General features: G+C 66.0%; 17 protein-coding genes and 2 tRNA genes. 5 read left to right on the forward strand and 14 right to left on the reverse strand.

Annotation, left to right across the window (positions count from 1 at the left end):
- Positions 1-13 precede the first annotated feature (13 nt).
- A complete protein-coding gene (gene miaA, locus RT567_RS00705) occupies positions 14-895 on the reverse strand; it encodes a tRNA (adenosine(37)-N6)-dimethylallyltransferase MiaA (RefSeq protein WP_313573627.1) in 882 nt (293 codons plus the stop codon).
- A gap of 86 nt (positions 896-981) precedes the next feature.
- Here miaA and RT567_RS00710 point away from each other — a divergent pair, with 86 nt between their 5' ends.
- Both RT567_RS00710 and RT567_RS00715 read left to right on the forward strand, forming a co-directional pair.
- On the forward strand, positions 982-2,049 hold the full coding sequence (locus tag RT567_RS00710) for an Mrp/NBP35 family ATP-binding protein (protein WP_313573629.1): 1,068 nt from the start codon (positions 982-984) through the stop codon (positions 2,047-2,049).
- Between the two features lie 11 nt (positions 2,050-2,060).
- Complete coding sequence (locus RT567_RS00715; RefSeq protein ID WP_313573631.1) at positions 2,061-2,483, forward strand: universal stress protein; 423 nt, start codon at positions 2,061-2,063, stop codon at positions 2,481-2,483.
- A 2-nt stretch (positions 2,484-2,485) separates the two neighbouring features.
- On the opposite strand, the gene RT567_RS00720 is transcribed toward RT567_RS00715, so the two are convergent.
- Both RT567_RS00720 and RT567_RS00725 read right to left on the reverse strand, forming a co-directional pair.
- On the reverse strand, positions 2,486-2,806 hold the full coding sequence (locus tag RT567_RS00720; protein ID WP_003165113.1) for a YbjQ family protein: 321 nt from the start codon (positions 2,804-2,806) through the stop codon (positions 2,486-2,488).
- A 17-nt stretch (positions 2,807-2,823) separates the two neighbouring features.
- Entirely contained in the window at positions 2,824-3,351 is a 528-nt protein-coding gene (locus RT567_RS00725) for a dihydrofolate reductase (RefSeq protein WP_313573633.1), read from the reverse strand.
- Between the two features lie 55 nt (positions 3,352-3,406).
- Between RT567_RS00725 and RT567_RS00730 the strand changes: the two genes are divergently transcribed.
- Positions 3,407-4,006: a hypothetical protein gene (locus RT567_RS00730; protein ID WP_313573635.1), complete on the forward strand. Its 600-nt coding sequence runs from the start codon at positions 3,407-3,409 to the stop codon at positions 4,004-4,006.
- Here the strand turns inward: RT567_RS00730 and RT567_RS00735 are convergent, their stop codons facing one another.
- The 7 genes from RT567_RS00735 to RT567_RS00765 form a co-directional block, all read right to left on the reverse strand.
- Positions 4,007-4,678 (reverse strand): aquaporin, encoded by a 672-nt coding sequence (locus tag RT567_RS00735; protein WP_313573637.1) that lies wholly within the window; start codon positions 4,676-4,678, stop codon positions 4,007-4,009.
- Positions 4,679-4,769: 91 nt separating this feature from the next.
- Entirely contained in the window at positions 4,770-5,564 is a 795-nt protein-coding gene (locus tag RT567_RS00740) for a type I restriction enzyme HsdR N-terminal domain-containing protein (RefSeq protein ID WP_313573639.1), read from the reverse strand.
- A gap of 67 nt (positions 5,565-5,631) precedes the next feature.
- Positions 5,632-5,925, reverse strand: coding sequence for a phosphoribosyl-ATP pyrophosphohydrolase (locus tag RT567_RS00745; protein ID WP_313573641.1), 294 nt, complete (start codon positions 5,923-5,925; stop codon positions 5,632-5,634).
- A 16-nt stretch (positions 5,926-5,941) separates the two neighbouring features.
- Positions 5,942-6,799, reverse strand: coding sequence for a thymidylate synthase (locus RT567_RS00750; protein WP_313573643.1), 858 nt, complete (start codon positions 6,797-6,799; stop codon positions 5,942-5,944).
- Between the two features lie 123 nt (positions 6,800-6,922).
- Complete coding sequence (locus tag RT567_RS00755; RefSeq protein WP_313573645.1) at positions 6,923-8,299, reverse strand: hypothetical protein; 1,377 nt, start codon at positions 8,297-8,299, stop codon at positions 6,923-6,925.
- 78 nt (positions 8,300-8,377) lie between these two features.
- The gene (locus tag RT567_RS00760) at positions 8,378-8,926 is read right to left on the reverse strand and encodes a DUF924 family protein (RefSeq protein ID WP_313573647.1); all 549 of its coding nucleotides are present in this window, start codon (positions 8,924-8,926) and stop codon (positions 8,378-8,380) included.
- A 75-nt stretch (positions 8,927-9,001) separates the two neighbouring features.
- A tRNA-Pro gene (locus tag RT567_RS00765) sits at positions 9,002-9,078 on the reverse strand.
- 219 nt (positions 9,079-9,297) lie between these two features.
- Between RT567_RS00765 and RT567_RS00770 the strand changes: the two genes are divergently transcribed.
- Together RT567_RS00770 and RT567_RS00775 are read left to right on the forward strand one after the other, a co-directional pair.
- Positions 9,298-9,371, forward strand: a tRNA-Gln gene (locus RT567_RS00770).
- 197 nt (positions 9,372-9,568) lie between these two features.
- Positions 9,569-11,032, forward strand: coding sequence for an amidohydrolase family protein (locus RT567_RS00775; RefSeq protein ID WP_313573649.1), 1,464 nt, complete (start codon positions 9,569-9,571; stop codon positions 11,030-11,032).
- Between the two features lie 21 nt (positions 11,033-11,053).
- Here the strand turns inward: RT567_RS00775 and RT567_RS00780 are convergent, their stop codons facing one another.
- From RT567_RS00780 to RT567_RS00795, 4 genes are all read right to left on the reverse strand, one after another.
- Positions 11,054-12,064 (reverse strand): DUF2891 domain-containing protein, encoded by a 1,011-nt coding sequence (locus RT567_RS00780; protein ID WP_313573651.1) that lies wholly within the window; start codon positions 12,062-12,064, stop codon positions 11,054-11,056.
- Positions 12,061-13,032 carry a DUF979 domain-containing protein gene (locus RT567_RS00785; RefSeq protein ID WP_313573652.1) on the reverse strand — a complete coding sequence of 324 codons (972 nt, stop codon included), beginning with the start codon at positions 13,030-13,032 and terminating at the stop codon, positions 12,061-12,063. Before RT567_RS00785 ends, RT567_RS00780 begins: the two co-directional genes overlap by 4 nt.
- A complete protein-coding gene (locus tag RT567_RS00790) occupies positions 13,029-13,763 on the reverse strand; it encodes a DUF969 domain-containing protein (protein ID WP_313573654.1) in 735 nt (244 codons plus the stop codon). Before RT567_RS00790 ends, RT567_RS00785 begins: the two co-directional genes overlap by 4 nt.
- A 61-nt stretch (positions 13,764-13,824) precedes the next feature.
- Positions 13,825-17,463 carry a hydantoinase B/oxoprolinase family protein gene (locus tag RT567_RS00795; RefSeq protein WP_313573656.1) on the reverse strand — a complete coding sequence of 1,213 codons (3,639 nt, stop codon included), beginning with the start codon at positions 17,461-17,463 and terminating at the stop codon, positions 13,825-13,827.
- Between the last annotated feature and the right edge of the window lie 29 nt (positions 17,464-17,492).

Consider the following 17,492-nt stretch of genomic DNA (forward strand, 5'->3'; position numbering starts at 1 on the left):
CTGGCGAAGAAGTTCAGGCGAAACCGGGGTGGCGGGGCCAGTCTCTCTGCTGGTTGCGGAACCAGGTCAGCTGGCGCTTGGCGTAGTTGCGGGTGGACTGCTTCACCGCCGCCACGGCGTCGGGCAAGGGCAGTTCACCCGCCAGATGCGCCGCCAGTTCGCGCACGCCGACCGCCTTCATCGCGGGCAGATCCGGGTCGAGATCGCGGGCGACGAGGGCGCGGACCTCATCCAGGGCGCCGTGCGCCATCATCAGATCCACCCGCGCATCGCATGAGGCGTAAAGACGATCGCGCGACGGCTCAACGATCCGAGCGTCATAACTGCCCGGCGCCAGCAGCGGCTGCGTGTCGGCCTTCCAGGCGCTGAGCGCGCGGCCGCTGGCGCGATGCACGCTGAGAGCGCGGACCAGACGCTGCCGGTCGCCAGGGAAGACGGCGGCTTCAGCGGCAGGATCGACTTCGGCCAGGCGGCGACGGAAGGCGGCTTCACCCTCAGCGTCGAACTCGGCCTGTACGGCGTCGCGGATATCGACAGGCACCGGCGGGATGTCGGCCAGCCCCTTCGCCAGGGCGTTGAAATAGAGTCCTGTACCGCCGACCAGCAAGGCAGGGCGTCCTTCGGCGGCGAGTTCAGCCAGAAGGTCCATCACCGCCCGGCTCCAGCGGCCGACAGACCAGGCGACGGCGGCGTCGGCCACGCCATAGAGGCGGTGCGTAATTTCGGCCTCGTCCTCGACCGAGGGGCGGGCGCTGAGAACGCGCAGGTCGGCGTAGAGCTGCTGGCTGTCGGCATTGATGACGACGGCGCCCGTCGCGTGCGCGGTTTCCATCGCCAGACGTGACTTGCCCGAGGCGGTGGGGCCGGCGATCAGGGTGACGAGGGGCTGGGACAAAGGATCAACTCGCGAACGGACGCTTAGGGCGATAGAACGCCCGTAACCGGCCCGGCAAGTCCGTCGGGCCACAAGGAGCTTCTATCGTGACCGACCGCGCCGCCGTTCTCGCCGCCCTTGACGCCGTGACCGACCCGAAGTCGGGCCAGGGGCTGGCGACGGCGGGGCTGGTCCAGGGGCTGGTCGTGGCCGAGGGGCGTGCGGGCTTCGTCATGGAGGTTCCAGCCAGCGAGACGGCGCTATACGCCCCTGTTCGTGATGCGGCTGAAGCGACGCTGAAGGCCTTGCCGGGCATGGAGCGGGTGTCCGTCGTCCTGACCGCCGAGGCCGTGACCGCCGCGCCGCGCCGTACGGCGGGTCTGTCGAAGGCTGCGACCGATCAGGGGCGGCCCAAGGCGCCGGTCCCGACCGACCGGCCCGCCCATGTGAAGCGCGTCCTGGCCGTGGCCAGCGGCAAGGGCGGCGTCGGCAAGTCGACGGTCTCGGTCAACCTGGCGGCGGCTCTGGCGGCGCGCGGCCTGTCGGTCGGAGTGCTGGACGCCGATGTCTATGGCCCGTCGTTGCCGACCATGCTGGGCCTGTCGGGCCAGCCCGCCTATGAGGACGGCGCCATGGTTCCGCATATGGCGCATGGGCTGAAAGCCATGTCGGTCGGCCTGCTGACCAAGGCCGAGGACGCCATGATCTGGCGCGGACCGATGGCGTCGCAGGCCATTACCCAGATGCTAACCCAGACGCGCTGGGGGACGGAAGAGCAGCCGCTGGATGTTCTGGTCATCGACCTGCCGCCCGGCACCGGCGACGTGCAACTGACCCTGATCCAGAAGACGCCGCTGGACGGGGCGGTGATCGTCTCGACGCCGCAGGAAGTGGCCCTGGCCGACGCCCGCCGGGCGCATACCCTGTTCGCCAAGGTCGGCGTGCCGACCCTGGGCCTGATCGAGAACATGAGCGGCGAAGTGTTCGGGACCGGCGGCGCCGAGGTCGAGGCCGCGCGTCTGGATGCGCCCTATCTGGGCGACCTGCCGCTGGACGGGGCGCTGCGCCGCGCGGGCGATGCGGGGCGGCCATTGGTCGCCGTTGACCCGCAGCACCCGGCGTCCGACCGTTTCCACCAGATCGCCGCGCAGGTCGCTGCGGCGTTAGATCTCTGAGGGAGGGGATGATGGCTGAACAGCAAACGTCCGTGGTCGTCTGCGGCATCGACGGCAGCGCGCATGCCGAAGCGGCCGTGCGTCTGGCGGCGCAACTGGCCAAGGCGAAGGGCGGCAAGCTGGCGCTGGTGGCGGTCAATCCGCTCAGTTCGGCCAGCGGCCACCCTGACATTCGCACCTGGAAGGTCGAGGAGCAGGAGGCCATCCTGACCCGCTCGATGGCCGAGGCCCGCCGTCACTGCAACTCAGTCGAGGCGGTGACGATCGAGGGGCACGATGTCGCCGACGCCCTGATCGCCGCCGCCGCCCAACTGGGCGCGGACCACATTGTCGTGGGCACGGGCGATCGTAAGGGGCTGGTGAACTGGCTGATGGGCTCGACGGCCAAGGCCGTGGCCGCCCGCGCGCCGGTCAGCGTGACGATCGCCCGCTAGCTTCAGACGGGTTCGACCACCACGGCGGTGCCGTAGGCCAGAACCTCGGTCACGCCAGGCATGATCTCATTGGCGTCATAGCGCATGGCCAGGATGGCGTTGGCGCCGATCTCCTGCGCATGGGCGATCAGGTCGTCATAGGCTTCCTGTCGCGCCGCCTCGGCCAGTTTGACGTAGGCGCCGACCTTGCCGCCGATCATCGACTGCACCCCGCCTATGGCGTCGGAGATGACGTTGCGCGAGCGCACGGTGATTCCGCGCACCACGCCCAGTTGGCGCACGACGCGATGACCGGCCAGGTCATTGGTGGTGGCGACGATCATATGGCTCTCCCTTAGATTCAGCGGCGGTCCAGAACGGTGAAGGCGAAGGCGTGGTCGTCCTTCTCGCCCGCTTTGTGCGGTTCGAACGCGGTGCGGACGAAGGCGGTTTCGTCGAAAGGCGGGAAGACGGCATCGCCTGTAGGCTCGGCCTCGACCTCGGTGATGTAAAGACGCCTGGCGCGGGGCAGGGCGGCGGCGAAGATCGCCGTGCCGCCGATGACGCAGACTTCGGCCACGCCGTCCTCCGCCGCCTGCTCGCGCGCGATGGACAGGGCTTCGTCCAGGGTGGCGCAGACCACGGCCCCTTTGGCCAGGCCCGCCTCGGCGTAGGATTCATCCTTGGTCAGGACGATGTTCAGGCGGCCGGGCAGGGGCTTCAACGGCAGGCTCTCCCAGGTCTTGCGGCCCATGATGCAGGGCTTGCCCACGGTCACGGCCTTGAAACGCTGCAGATCCGAGCGCAGTCGCCAGGGCAGGTCGCCGTCACGACCGATGACGCCGTTCTTGGCGCGGGCAACGACGAGGGCGATGGAGGGAACAGCCAAGCTGATTGTCCGTTTGATGCTGGAACGTCACTTTCAAATGCCCTCGGAGCCTCGTGTGAACAAGTACGCCAAGCCGCTGATCGTCGGATTCATCGTCCTGCTGGTCGTCTCCTTCCTTCTTGGCTTCCTGGGCGGAGCGGTCGGTGCGGACCTGGGCGTGTTGCCGATGATGGCGGGCCTCTTCGCCGGCGCCTTCACGGCCTACATCATGGCCAATCTGGCGGGGAACAGGGCTGGCGTCGCCGCATCCGACGCCGAGCGCGCCAACGTCGCCAGCCTGACGCCGCCGCCCGGAAAGGCCCTGGTCATCGTCTATCGCGAAGGTTTCGTGGCTATGGCTGCGGGCATGAACCTGGCGCTGGACGGCCGGGAGTTCGCCCAGATCAAGGGCGGCAAGTTCACCGCCGTCGCCGTGGATCCGGGCGAGCATGAACTGGCCGCCGGTTTCGGCGGCTTGGCCGGCCCTCAGAACAACGCTGCGGTCGTCAGCCTCGTCGCGCGTGAAGGTCAGGCTTTCGCCTACAGGGCCACGGTGTCGTTGGGCGCGGTCAAGAACAGCGTCGTGCTGGCGCCTGCGCCCGAAGACAAGGATGCGCTCAGCGCCAGGCTGGCGCGCATGCCGATGACGGCGCCGGACAGCGCCGTCTCGACCTGATCAGGCGTCCGGCTCAAGCAGTTTCGAACGGAACAGCAGGCCGCCGATCACCGCCCCGATCGCCGGGGCGACGAAGAAGACCCAGACCTGGCTCAGCGCCTGGCCTCCGACCAGCAGGGCGGGGCCGAAGCTGCGGGCCGGGTTGACCGACACGCCCGTCACCTGGATGCCGACGATGTGGATGACGGCCAGGGTGATGCCGATGGCGACCCCGGCGAAGGCGCCGTGCCCCTTGGCCCCCGTCACGCCCAGGATGGCGATCAGGAAGATTGCGGTGGCGACGATCTCGAAGATCAGCGCCGCGTGCAGGCCGTACCCGCCCGGCGATCCGGCGTCGAAACCGTTCTGGCCCAGACTGGCGAAGCCTGTCTTGGCGATCATGCCCAGGATGGCCGCGCCGATGATCGCGCCGATGAACTGGGCGATCCAGTAAACGATCATGTCCTTGGCGCTCATCCGTCCGGCGACGAAGGCGCCCAGGCTGACGGCCGGATTGACGTGGCACCCCGACACCGGCCCGATGCCATAGGCCATGGCCACGATGGCGAAGCCGAAGGCCAGGGCGATGCCCAACTGCCCGACGTGATCGAACCCACCCAGTACGGCTGCGCCGCACCCGAAAAGCACCAGAACCAGCGTGCCGACCAGTTCGGCGGCGAACTTCTTGACCATGAAACCCTCCCGTTTCCAGTCACCGCCTGATGGCGGATCGCAGAGAGGGTGCGCTCAAAACGCCGAATTCGCCAGTCGTCGTTACGTGAGTTTACGCATCCGCAGGTTCATCGACTTCCTCGACCTGCGCCGCTCGACGTGCTGCACGTTGCACTTTTTGGACGGCTTTCCGCAGTTTTGTACGAACCTCATCAGCTTTTTCGCCATCGACCAATTCGCGCTTGATGACGTGCAGACGCATCATCTCCTCGACAGCTTCAGCATCAATCTTGAGTTCAGGGAATGCGCGACGAAGCTCCCGGCGAATTGAGGTTATGACGGGCTCGGAAAGCGCCGCGTGGGCAACTGTGAAGGCATTGAAAAGCTGCCCTTGCTGGTGGAACGCGGTGATGGCGTCTGCCGCCAAGCCTTCGCGTGCAAGCAAGAATAGCTTCTGAAGATCATCCTCAGAGCGTGTTGATAGATCCGGCAAGCAGATGCTCACGACCTCATCCCAACCGATAGGTTGAGCGAAGCGGACACGATAGAAGCGCCATTCTACGGCGTTGGTCAGTACAATCCACTCGATGCCTTTATGCGCGCCGTAGTTTACGGCTTGGCGAAGGTGCGCGTCGCTCAATGTCGAACCGGCTGACTTGACCTCAATCAGGAAGCGAATAGCGCCATCCATTTCAACTGCGAGGTCACAGAATGTCCCACGAATCTGATGTTCGCTCGTGAGCTCAGCGTATTTGTCGTAGCCGAAGACTTCAGCCAAAATGTCTTTTACCAACGTGACGGTATCGGCTTCCGATACATCTCGTGCGCGTTGGGATACGGCAATCGTTTGAAAGTGCTTCAGACGCGCCCGGACTCTATCGGTGAACTTCTTGGGAAGTTTGGCCATTTTCCCCCTCCAAACCACATACTGACGTTAGTCGGACATGGTTCTCTGGGAAGGTCAAGCTAGCTCTTCAGTCTTTCAGCCAACTCAGCCATTTGCGCTGCATCGCGGCGTTCAGGTCCACGCCCGCACGGTCGCAGTAGATCAGCAGCATGCCCAGTACGTCCGCGGCCTCGTCGGCCAGGGCTTGCGGGTCGGCGGCGCCGCGGGCGCGGCTGGTGAGGCGCAGATGCTCGGCGGTCAGCTCGCCCAGTTCTTCCTGCAGCTTCAGCAAGGCCCAGTCACGGTCGCGATCTATGGAATGTTCGCGCGCATAGATGTCGGAGATGCGGAGAACGTCCGCCTGGAGGTCGGTGAGTTTCATCGGAGATCAGGTCGCGTCAGACCGCGACAGCGGCCTTGATGTGCGGCCAGGACTGGTAGTCATTCAGCACGAAGTCCGACAGTTCGAAGCCGAACAGGTCGTCCTTGTCCGCCACCGTCAGGGTCGGCAGGGGCAGGGGCGCTCGGCTGAGCTGAAGCTCGGCCTGCTCCAGATGGTTCAGGTACAGGTGGGCGTCGCCGAAGGTGTGGACGAAGTCGCCCGGCTCCAGCCCCACGACCTTGGCCAGCATGTGCGTCAGCAGGGCGTAGGAGGCGATGTTGAACGGCACGCCGAGGAAGACATCGGCCGAGCGTTGGTACAGCTGGCAGCTCAGCTTTCCGTCAGCGACGAAGAACTGGAACAGGCAGTGGCAGGGCGGCAGCGCCATGTCGTCCACATCGGCCGGGTTCCAGGCGCTGACGATGTGGCGGCGGCTGTTGGGATTGGTCTTGAGGCCGTGAACCAGCTTCTGGATCTGGTCGATGCTCGAGCCGTTCGGGGCGGCCCATGAGCGCCACTGCTTGCCATAGACGGGGCCGAGGTCGCCGTCAGCGTCGGCCCATTCGTCCCAGATGCTGACGCCGTTGTCCTTCAGCCAGGCGATGTTGGTCTCGCCCCGCAGGAACCACAGCAACTCGATGAAGATCGACCGCGTGTGCAGCTTCTTCGTCGTCAGCAAGGGGAAGCCCTTGGACAGGTCGAAGCGCATCTGGCGGCCGAAGACGCCCAGGGTGCCGGTGCCGGTGCGGTCGTCGCGCCGCACGCCGTTGTCGAGGATGTCCCGCAGCAGATTCAGATACTGCCACTCGGGATGGTCGGCGGGCGCGGCCGCCGTGCGGGCTTCGAGATCGGCGAGGGCGACGGCGGCGTTCATGGCGACAAGGATGCCGCTGATTCGTGTTCGAGGGCAGGCGCCTGATTCGCTTGCTCACAGAAAAGAGAAACGCCCGCCGATCTGACCGGCGGGCGTTCCTGTTTCGGTTGTGACGACTGAGGGTCAGTACGTCGGCGTCAGGCGCTCGTTCTGCACCCAGCCGATGTTGTCGTCGCCGTCCAGCACTTCGACCCAGTCTCCACGCGACTTGCCGGTGAGGAAGACCATGTCGCGGGCGGCCAGCGGGCGGATGGTGTCGCCGTCAGGAGCCGCGCGCAGGATCGTCGGCAACGCCAGGCTGCGGCTCGACATCGATGGCGACATGGATGGGCGCTCGGCATAGCGGCGGCGGTCGTCTTCCTCGCGGCGGATTTCATCGCGGATGCGGCGGCGTTCGGCTTCGCGTTCGCGCTCGCCTCGTTCCAGTTCGCGGCGCTCATCTGCGGCCTGGCGGCGCGCGTCGGCTTCTCGGCCGGCGGTTTCGGCCGCGATCGCCTCGCGGTTGGCGCGGGTGACTTCCGGAATCTGGGAGCCGGTTCCGCCCAGACTGGTCACTAGGTCGGCATAGCCGCGCACCATGGCCAGGGCGATGACCTTGCCTTCATCTTCGCTTTCATAGCCCGCGCCGACGCGACCGCCGAAGTGATTGTCGCGGATATGTAGGCCGCGCAGGTCGTCCTTGTTCGCTACGGCGCGCGTATTGCCGACCGTTTCGGCCAGGGGCACGCTGGCCAGGGAGAAGACGACCTGAGCGTCTTCCTTGCCGCGACCGATGTCCTTCTTGAGATCGCGAATCCGTTCGACCGTATTGGCGGCCAGGGCAGGGGCCGGCCCCTGAGCAGGTTGCCCGCGCTGGCCGCCCAGAACGTTTCCGGCCATGCTCGCGGCGGCGTTCAGGGCCTGCATCTGCAAGGGGTTCAGGCCGGATTCCGCGCCCAGACCGCCCAGACCGCCTAGACTGCCCAGACCACCGAAACCGCCGAGGCCGCCGCCACCAAGACCGCCGCCGCCTAGACCTCCGCTCATGTCTCCGCCCGTCGCCGCTGCGATGCCGGCGGTGAGCAGGGCTCGGCCGCCCACCGCCGCCAGCGAACCGAGCAGGCCGGACCCGCGATCGTTGTCAGTCGGCTCGATCGGATTGGCCAGCTCAGCGACCAGGACGAAGTCGGCGGTGCGGACACGGGCGGCGCCGCCGAGGCTGCGCTCACGTTCTACCAGATCCATGCCCGGTCCGCGCTCGATCAGGGTGAAGCAGCCGGATTCGCGGATCACGGTGCGCAGCAGTTCGGTCGGCGCCCCCAGACCCATTTGATCGAACAGGACGCCTTGAGTTTCGGCGATCGCCACAGTGCCCAGGTTCTGAGTGCAGCGCGGCGTCTCATTGATGACCTGAGCCGCTTCCGCATTGCCGCGTCGACCGAAAATCTGCGCTTCAGTCGGCGTAGCTGAGGTTGCGATGAGAGCGGACGTTGCCGTCAGGGCAAGGGCGAAGCGATTCATGATGTCTGCGGCTGGCTGTTGAGGATCAACCGGCCTTAGCTTTGCTGTAACAGCGAAGCAATCAAAGGTCTTTGAAATTTATCCTGAAAAACCTCCGGAACTTAGAAACTCGGCCTCCTGAGGCGTGGTGCTGCGATACAAGCAGGCGTTTCTGTGCGGAAAGCGACCGAAGCGGGCGATGATGTCGCGGTGGATGACGGCGAACTTGTAGGTTTCCGGTTCGCTCTCCGCATCGAGGAGAGTCAGAAGCTGTTCCTGATCCGTCAGCGTTTCAGAGTGCATCAGGGGCATCAAGATGAAGGCGCGCAGTTCCGATGCGACGCTTTGGTCGTGACCTCGCCGGATCGCTTCCTTTGCAAAGCCGAGCGCCAGGGGATCGGTTGCGAACATATGGGCGGTGTCGCGAAAGGCGTTTCGCGGCAACTGATCCAGTAGGATGATCAGGGCCAGGGCGCCGTCAGGCGTTTCAATCCAGTGATCCAGTTCTCGGCGTGCGGCGGCGTAATGGGTGTCGCAGCAGCGATCTGAGAATGTACGGTCGAAGGCGACGTCTTTGGCGAACCATTTGTCCGGCCCGGCGTCAGACCAGAAATCCAGCACTTCGGAAGAGGAAAGAAGTTGCGTCATGCCGCAAGCCTAGCAGCGGCGCACGAAAAGGCACGGCCTGAGCTGTACCGCGTGCATTCACATTTTAAGGAAAGATGGTCGGAGTGATAGGATTCGAACCTACGACCCCCGCGTCCCGAACGCGGTGCTCTACCAGACTGAGCCACACTCCGACTTTCGCAAATCAAACGGTCCGTAGGGCCGCCATCTGCGTCGAGGAGGGGGCTTATAGCCATGCCGACCGGACCTCGCAAGCGGGTAAATGAGGCTCCGGAAAAAAGTCTCGGGTCGATAAAATTCTTTCGTTTTCAGGTGTTGCATCCCCCGGAGCCTTGGCGTAGATGACCGCTCCTCGCCGCAACGCACTGCGGCGGCGGGGCACACCGGACCGCTGGGGAATGGTGTAATGGTAACACTACGGTTTTTGGTACCGTCATTCTAGGTTCGAGTCCTAGTTCCCCAGCCATCGGTTTTCGTTGAAGAAATCGCCCTTCGGGGCGTCCCTCCGAACATCACGATCTCAAGCTTCGTAGCGAAAAACGACCGTCTTCGCCGACGGGTGGTCGCGACCGGTGAAATCCCCCCGATCGTTTGCGGAATCGAAATAGCGTAGCCGTTCTTATCGCGTTGGCATGCGGCCATGGCCGCTCGATTGGTGAGGATGTGCTCTTGAAGACCTGGTTCGGCGGAATCGCGCAGCAGCGGCCTCTGCAACATGGCGTGACGTGCGCCTGTCATTCGCCCCAGGCGCAAAAGCTCCTGGCCCGCATGGAAGCGGGCTTGTCGCGGCGCTCCATCCTGGCCGGTGCGGCGGCGGGCTTCGCTGCGGCCGGGCTTGGCGTCGCTTCGCCGGCATTCGCCCAGGCGTCGGCCAAGCCGCGCCTGCTCGCCAATGTGCGGATCTTCGACGGAGCGAGCGCTCGCCTGATCGAAGACCGCAACGTCCTCATCGTCGGCGACATGATTCAGTCGCTGGTTCAGGCGGGCGAGATTGTCGCCGACGCCGATGTCGTGGATTGCGGCGGACGTGTTCTGATGCCCGGCATGATCGACGCTCACTGGCACACCATGCTGGCCGGCATTTCCCAGATGGCGGCTATGACCGCGGATATTCCCTATCTGCACCTCGTGGCGGCTCAGGAAGCCGAGCGCACGGTGATGCGGGGCTTCACGACCGTTCGCGACATGGGCGGCCCCAGCTTTGCGTTGAAGCGGGCGATTGACGAAGGGCGTTTCGCCGGGCCGCGCATCTATCCGTCGGGCTCGATGATCTCCCAGACCTCGGGGCATGGCGACTTCCGGATGCGGGCTGACTTGCCTCGGACGTCCCAAAGCACGCTCAGCGTCGCCGAACAGGCCGGAATCGCCGCCATTGCTGACGGTGAGGCCGAAGTGCTGCGCCGTGTGCGTGAGCAGCTGATGCTCGGCGCCAGCCAGATCAAGATCCACGCAGGCGGCGGCGTCGCCTCGACCTACGATCCGGTCGACGCCCTGCAATATACGGAGGCCGAGATGAAGGCGGCGGTGGCGGCCGCCGCCGACTGGGGCGTCTATGTCTGCGCTCATACCTATACGCCGGCAGGCATCCAGCGAGCGGTCGCCAGCGGGGTGAAGTCCATCGAGCATGGACAGATGGCGGACGAGGAGACCGTGCGGCGCATGGCGGACGCCGGCGCCTGGTGGAGCATCCAGCCTTTCCTGGCCGACGAGGACGCCAATGTTTACCCCTCGCCTGAGCAGCGCGCCCAACAGCAGATCATCGCTGAAGGCACGGCTCGCGCGGTCGAATGGGGCCGCACGCACAAGGTCAACATGGCCCTGGGCACGGATATCCTGTTCAGCCCCAAGGGCACGACGACACAGGGCAAGCAGTTGGCCAAGTTCGCGCGCTGGTATGGCGCGGCCGAAGTGCTGCGGATGCTGACAGGCGGCAACGCAGAGATCCTGAAGCTATCCGGGCCGCGTAATCCCTATCCGGCGAAGCTGGGGCGCATCGAGGCCGGCGCCTACGCCGACCTTCTGGTGGTCGAGGGCGATCCGCTGGCGGACATCTCCGTAATCGCCGATCCGGACCGCACGATGAAGCTGATCATGAAGGCCGGGCGCATTCACAAGAACACGCTCTAGGAAGCCCGCCCGTCAGCGCCGTCAGGCGGAAAGCAGCGCCAGCAAGGCGAAGCTGGCCAGCCAGTGCTCGCCCATATAGTCGCCGGTGACGTGGGGCAGGGCGGTGTCCAGATGGATGGCCGCCGCCTTTTCTCCGATCGCACGACGCGGGTCATCGGCGGGCAGACCCGCCACGACTTCGCGCCAACACCAGCCGCGGCTCAGGTTCAGACCGTCCAGATGGGCTATCTTGCCGTCTGTACGGTCGCTGACGCGGGCGGGCGTCAGCAGGGTCGCAGGCCGTCCGTCGGCCAGGGCGGGCAGGAAGGCGTCGAACCAGGCGCGGAAGGCGTCAGACGACAGCACCCGCTGCATCAGGGCGGCTTCCATGAGGGCGGGCGACAGGAACTCGTCCTGTGACGGCTCCCACGCCTGGCAGTCGCGATCCTCGGCGTGCCAGCGCAGGGCGGCGGTGCGGCACAGGGCGGCCAACTCGGCATCGTGGGCGTCGGCGTAGTCCAGCGTCAGACGAAGGGCGAAGGCGGTGTTGTAGTGCGTGCCCGTCCGCACCGGATAGTCGGCCAGCGGCAGGAAGGCCTTGAACCGTTCGACGAAAACCTGGGCCAGCGGGAGCAGGGCTTCAGTCCAGCGGCGGCCCTCATCGGTGTCATGGCGTTCCAGTTCCGCGGCCAGCATCAGCAGCCAGGCCCAGCCGTAGGGGCGCTCGAAACCTCGCGCCTCGGGACGCATCAGATAGGCGACCTCTCCGGCGACGTTGCCCCTCGTGAACAACTCGTCGGCCAGGGCGCGGATACTGGGCGCCTCGGCCATTTGGGGGTGCAGGCGATAGAGGGTGAACAGGGTCCACCAGCCATGCACGCAGGAATGCCAGTCAAAGCTGCCGAAGAAGATCGGATGCATGTCACGCGGCGTGCGTGCGTCCTGCGGTCCTGTCAGCACATGCATGATGTGGTTGGGATACTCGCGCGTCACATGGCCCAGGGCCGTGGCGGAGAAACGGGAGGCGAGGGCGGGGTCGAGGCTTTGCGTCATGATCCGAACCGGAAAGCGAGGAAGTACATCAGCAGCATATTGGCGAACAGCATGACGACCGCGGTCGGCAACTGGGCGCGGATGACGCCGTTGAGGGGCGAATTGCGGTCCGGCAGCTCCAGCAGATTGGCGGGCACCACGTTGAAGTTGGCGGCCATGGGCGTCATCAGCGTTCCGCAGAACCCGGCCAGCATGCCGATGGCGCAGACGATGGCGGGATCGCCGCCGAACTGATGCACCACAATGGGCAGGCCGATGGCGGCGGTCATGACGGGGAAGGCGGCGAAGGCGTTGCCCATGATGACGGTGAACAGGGCCATGCCAGCGCAATAGGCGAACACCGCCATAAAGGCTGAGGTCATGGGAATAACCTGCGCGATCAGATCGCCGACCACCTGGCCCACATCAGCCGCCAGGAAGACCGCGCCCAACGAGGCCAGCATCTGCGGCAGCAGAGCCGCCCAGCCGATGGAGTCCATCAGTCGACGGCCTTCCTGAACCGGCGCCATCACGGGCGGACGGAACCAGGCCATGGCAGCGAACAGAGCGATGACACAGCCCAACCCCAGCGAGATCAGCGTGGTCTGGACCGGCGAGATCAGCCATGCGCCTGCTGCTGTGTGCTTGGCCAGCAGGGTGCCGCCGACGGCGACCAGGGGCACCATCAGGGCGGGCACGAACAGAGCGTTCTTCCACCGGGCGGCGCTGGCCTGGCGTTGCTCGGGGGGGGTGGTGGCGGGTTTGCCGACGCCCAGTTTTCCGGTCGCGCCGATGATCACCAGGGCGATCACCAGCATTCCGTTGCCGAAGCCGCCCAACCAACTGCCGAACAGCATGGACAGAGCGATCAGCCCCCAGAACAGGGCGCTGCGGAACCGAGTCGGGTTCTGCGGATCACGCAGGCTGAGGATGGAGAAGGCTGCGAACATCAGCCCGGTCGCGATATAGGCGTGCTCAAGCGTGATCATTGGCCGCCCTCGACTTCGGTCGGGGCGTTCGGAACCGCCATATCCTTCTTCACCTGCCGGTCGAACATCAACAGACGCGCGCCGTGGACCAGGAAGGCGACGATGGCCGTGGGGATGGCCCACAGGGAGACATGCAGCGCCTCGACCCGGATGCCCGCCTGTTCAAGGAAGCCGACGATCAGCACGATGGAACCGATGGCGATGAAGATGTCCTCGCCGAAGAACAGGCCGATATTATCTGTGCCCGCCGCCATGCCGCGAATGCGGAAGCGCACCTTGTCCGTCAGGGGGCCGTGTTCGCTCTCGGCGGCGCCTTCGGCCATCGGCGCGATCAGGGGACGCACCATCTGGGGATGACCGCCCAGGGAGGTCAGGCCGAGCGCCGACGTCGCCTGGCGCACCAGCAGATAGATCAGCATCAGCCGCCCGGCGGTCGCCGCCTTGACCTTGGTCACCAGATCGCGCGCGCGCTCCTGCAGGCCCGCGCGTTCCAACAGGCCGATCACCGGCAGAACCAGCCAGGTAATGTGGAAGTAGCGGTTGTCATTGAAGGCTTGGCCAAAGCGCGAAATCGTGTCGACCCCGGCCTGGAAAAGGCTCTGAGCATCCGCGCCGGGGCCGACCGCCGCCAGCACGCCGGTGGCGATGGCGGCGACCAGGATGACCACCAGCGGATTGATCCGCGCGACAAAGCCCGCGACCACGATCGCAATGCCGATCAACACAAGCATGAGCTCAGATCCTCCCCAGAATCTGTCTTGAAATCTGTCCGCCGAATGGTTGCGCGGATCGTTAGTCGGCGGAAGCGTCTTTCGCGCCGAAGCCGCCGCCGCCGGGCGTTTCGATGACGAAGACGTCGCCCGGCGCCATGGCCGCCTCGGCGGTGGGGCCTAGGGGCTCAACCCGCCCGTCGGCCCGCTCGACACGGTTGACGCCGACCGCGCCCGGTCCGCCGCCGCCCGCGCCGAAGGGAGGCACACGACGATGGTTGGACAGGATGGCCGCCGTCATCGGCTCCAGGAAACGCATCCGCCGCACGGCGCCGTCGCCGCCGCGATGCTGGCCTTCGCCACCCGAGCCGCGCCGGATAGAGAATGCCTCCAGCAGCACAGGGAAACGGGTTTCCAGCACCTCCGGGTCGGTCAGGCGACTGTTGGTCATGTGGGTCTGAACCGCGCTGGTCCCGTCGAAGTCGGGCCCAGCACCCGAGCCGCCGGCGATGGTCTCGTAATACTGTCGCGTGTCGTCGCCGAAGGTGAAGTTGTTCATCGTCCCCTGGCTGGAGGCCAGAACGCCCAGCGCGCCGTACAGCGTATCGACCACGGCCTGGCTGGTCTCGACATTGCCCGCCACCACGGCTGCGGGGTAGCGCGGGTTCAGCATCGAGCCTTCCGGCACGATCAATTCGATCGGCTTGAGACAGCCCTCGTTCAGCGGAATGGCGTCATCGACCAGGGTGCGGAAGACATAGAGAGTCGCCGCCCTTGCGATCGACAGCGGGGCGTTGAAGTTGGTCGGCAACTGGTCGCTGGTCCCGGTGAAGTCGACGACCGCGCTGCGGGCCTCGGCGTCCACATCGATGCGGACGCGGATAACGGCGCCGTCGTCCATCTCATAGGCGAAGGCGCCGGGCTTCAGGGCGGCGACGGCGCGACGCACGGCTTCTTCGGCATTATCCTGAACGTGGCCCATATAAGCCGTGACGACATCGCGACCGAACTCGCCGGTCATGCGGATCAGTTCCTGAGCACCGCGCGTGCAGGCGGCGACCTGAGCCTTCAGATCCGAAAGGTTTTGATCGATGTTGCGCGACGGCCAGGGGCCGGACGCGAACAGCGCGCGCGTTTCGGCCTCGCAGAGCCTTCCGGCGTCGACCAGAAGGAAGTCGTCGATCAGCACCCCTTCATCGTCCACGGTGCGCGAGTCAGCGGGCATGGAGCCGGGCGTGATCCCCCCCACGTCGGCGTGGTGGCCGCGCGCCGCAACGAAGAAGGCCGGGGCGTCATCGCTGCCCAGAAACACCGGCATGATGACGGTGATGTCGGGCAGGTGGGTGCCGCCGTTGTAGGGCGCGTTCAGCATATAGACGTCGCCCGCCTTCATGCCCCGGCCATCCCGCTGATCGCCACGCGAAGTTATGACAGTTCGGATGCTCTCGCCCATCGAGCCCAGGTGGACAGGGATGTGCGGGGCGTTGGCGATCAGCGACCCGCCTGCGTCGAAGACGGCGCAGGAGAAGTCCAGGCGCTCCTTGATGTTCACGGAATAGGCGGTGGCGCGCAGGGCCTCGCCCATCTGCTCGGCGCAGGCCATGAAGCGGCTGTTGAACACCTCGAGCATGATCGGATCGACGTCCGTGCCGATGGCGGTGCGGGCGGGCAGGGCGACGACCCGCTTCAACAACAGGTTGGCCGCTGCATCGGCGGAGGCGCGCCAGCCGGGCTCGACGACCGTGGTGCCGGTGTCTTCCAGCAGGATGGCCGGGCCATCGACATGGGCACCGGGCCTCAGCGCCTCGCGGCGATAGACGGGCGTCTGGCGATCTCTACCCGCCATGCGTACGCTCAGGGCGGCGACGGGGGCGGGCGTCGAAGCCTCGTCATCGGCGGCCTGCACTGTTTCCGGGGCCTGATCCGAGTGGCCGACAGCCTCGACCTCCAGCGTCTCGACGACCAGCGCCTTGTCATCGGCGAAGAAGCCGAAGCGACGGCGGTGCGTATCCTCGAAGGCGGCGGCCATGTCGGCGACCGGGCCGAACGGCACAGTCAGGGGGGTGTCGGACCCGGCGAACTTGATCTCGGCGCGTGCGATGGCCGAGACGGCAGCGGCGTCGAAGCCCTGCGCCGACAGATCAGCGCGAGCCGCGCCTGTCAGTTCAGCGATCCGTTCGTCGAGGACAGTGTCCGTTGCGGGAGCGAGCGGCATGGCGACGGTCGTCTGGCGAATGGCCCGAACCTCGGCCAGGCCCATGCCATAGGCCGACAGTACGCCTGCGAACGGGTGCAGCAGCACTTGAGTCATGCCGAGCGCATCGGCCACCAGGCAGGCGTGCTGCCCGCCCGCGCCGCCGAAGCAGTTCAGCACATATTTCGTGACGTCATAGCCGCGCTGGATCGAGATCGAACGGATCGCCTCGGCCATGCTCTGAACGGCGATGGTGACGAAGCCTTCGGCCAATTCGCCGGGCGTGACGGGGCGGTCGGTAGCGGCGGCGACCTCGGTCGCCATGGCCTCGAATTTCGTGCGCACCGCCTCTGCATCCAGCGGTTGGTCGGCGTCAGGGCCGAAGACGGCAGGGAAGAAGTCGGGGCTCAGCTTGCCCATCATGACGTTACAGTCGGTCACCGTCAGCGGCCCGCCGCGTCGATAGGCCGCCGGTCCCGGCGACGCGCCCGCCGATTCCGGCCCGACCCTCAAGCGTCCGCCGTCGAAGCGGCAGATGGAGCCGCCGCCCGCCGCAACGGTGTGGATGCTCAGCATCGGCGCGCGCAGACGCACCCCGGCCACCACGGCGTCAGATGTCCGTTCATAGTCCCCGGCGAAGTGGGACACGTCTGTCGAGGTGCCGCCCATGTCGAATCCAATGACACGGTCGAATCCTGCGGCTTTTGCGGTCTCGGCCATGGCCACCACGCCGCCCGCCGGGCCTGATAGAATCGCGTCCTTGCCCCGGAAGGCGTCGGCGGCGGTCAGCCCGCCCGAAGACTGCATGAACTGCAACGGCGTCGCGGCACCCAGATCGCCGCCGACCCGGTCCACATAGGCGCGCAGGATCGGGGACAGATAGGCGTCCGCGACCGTCGTGTCGCCGCGCCCGATCAGCTTGATCAGGGCGCCGACCTCATGACTGACAGAGACCTGGTCGAAGCCGATCTCGCGCGCGATTTCCGCCAGCCGTTGTTCGTGCTGGGTGAAGCGCCAACCGTGGACCAGGACGATGGCCAGGGCGCGGAAGCCAAGCTCATACGCGCGGGTCAGATCAGCCCGCGCCTTCACCTCGTCCAGCGGTCGATCAACGGCGCCGTCGGCGGTCAGGCGCTCGTCGATCTCGACCACGTGGCCATAGAGTTGATCGTTCAGGCGTATGTGACGGGTGAACAGCTCCGGTCGGGCCTGCCAACCGATCCTCAAGGCGTCACCGAATCCTGCTGTGATCGCCAGCGCCGTGGGCTCGCCCTTGCGTTCCAGCAAGGCGTTGGTGGCGACTGTCGTGCCCATGCGAACTTCGTCGACCAGTCCCGCCGCAAGCGGGCCGGGTGCGGCCTGCAGTATGCGGCGAATGCTCTCGACGGCGGCGTCGGCGTACTGTTCTGGATTCACCGACAGCAGCTTGCCTGTACGGAGCGAACCGTCAGGCGCCCGAGCGACCACATCGGTGAAGGTGCCGCCTCGGTCGATCCAGAATCGCCAACTCAAGTTCGTCTTTGTCATAATCGATGTTTATGGCCGATATCGGCGCC

The sequence above is a fragment of the Brevundimonas sp. genome, from assembly GCF_032107865.1.
In the GTDB taxonomy this organism is placed as follows: Bacteria; Pseudomonadota; Alphaproteobacteria; order Caulobacterales; family Caulobacteraceae; genus Brevundimonas.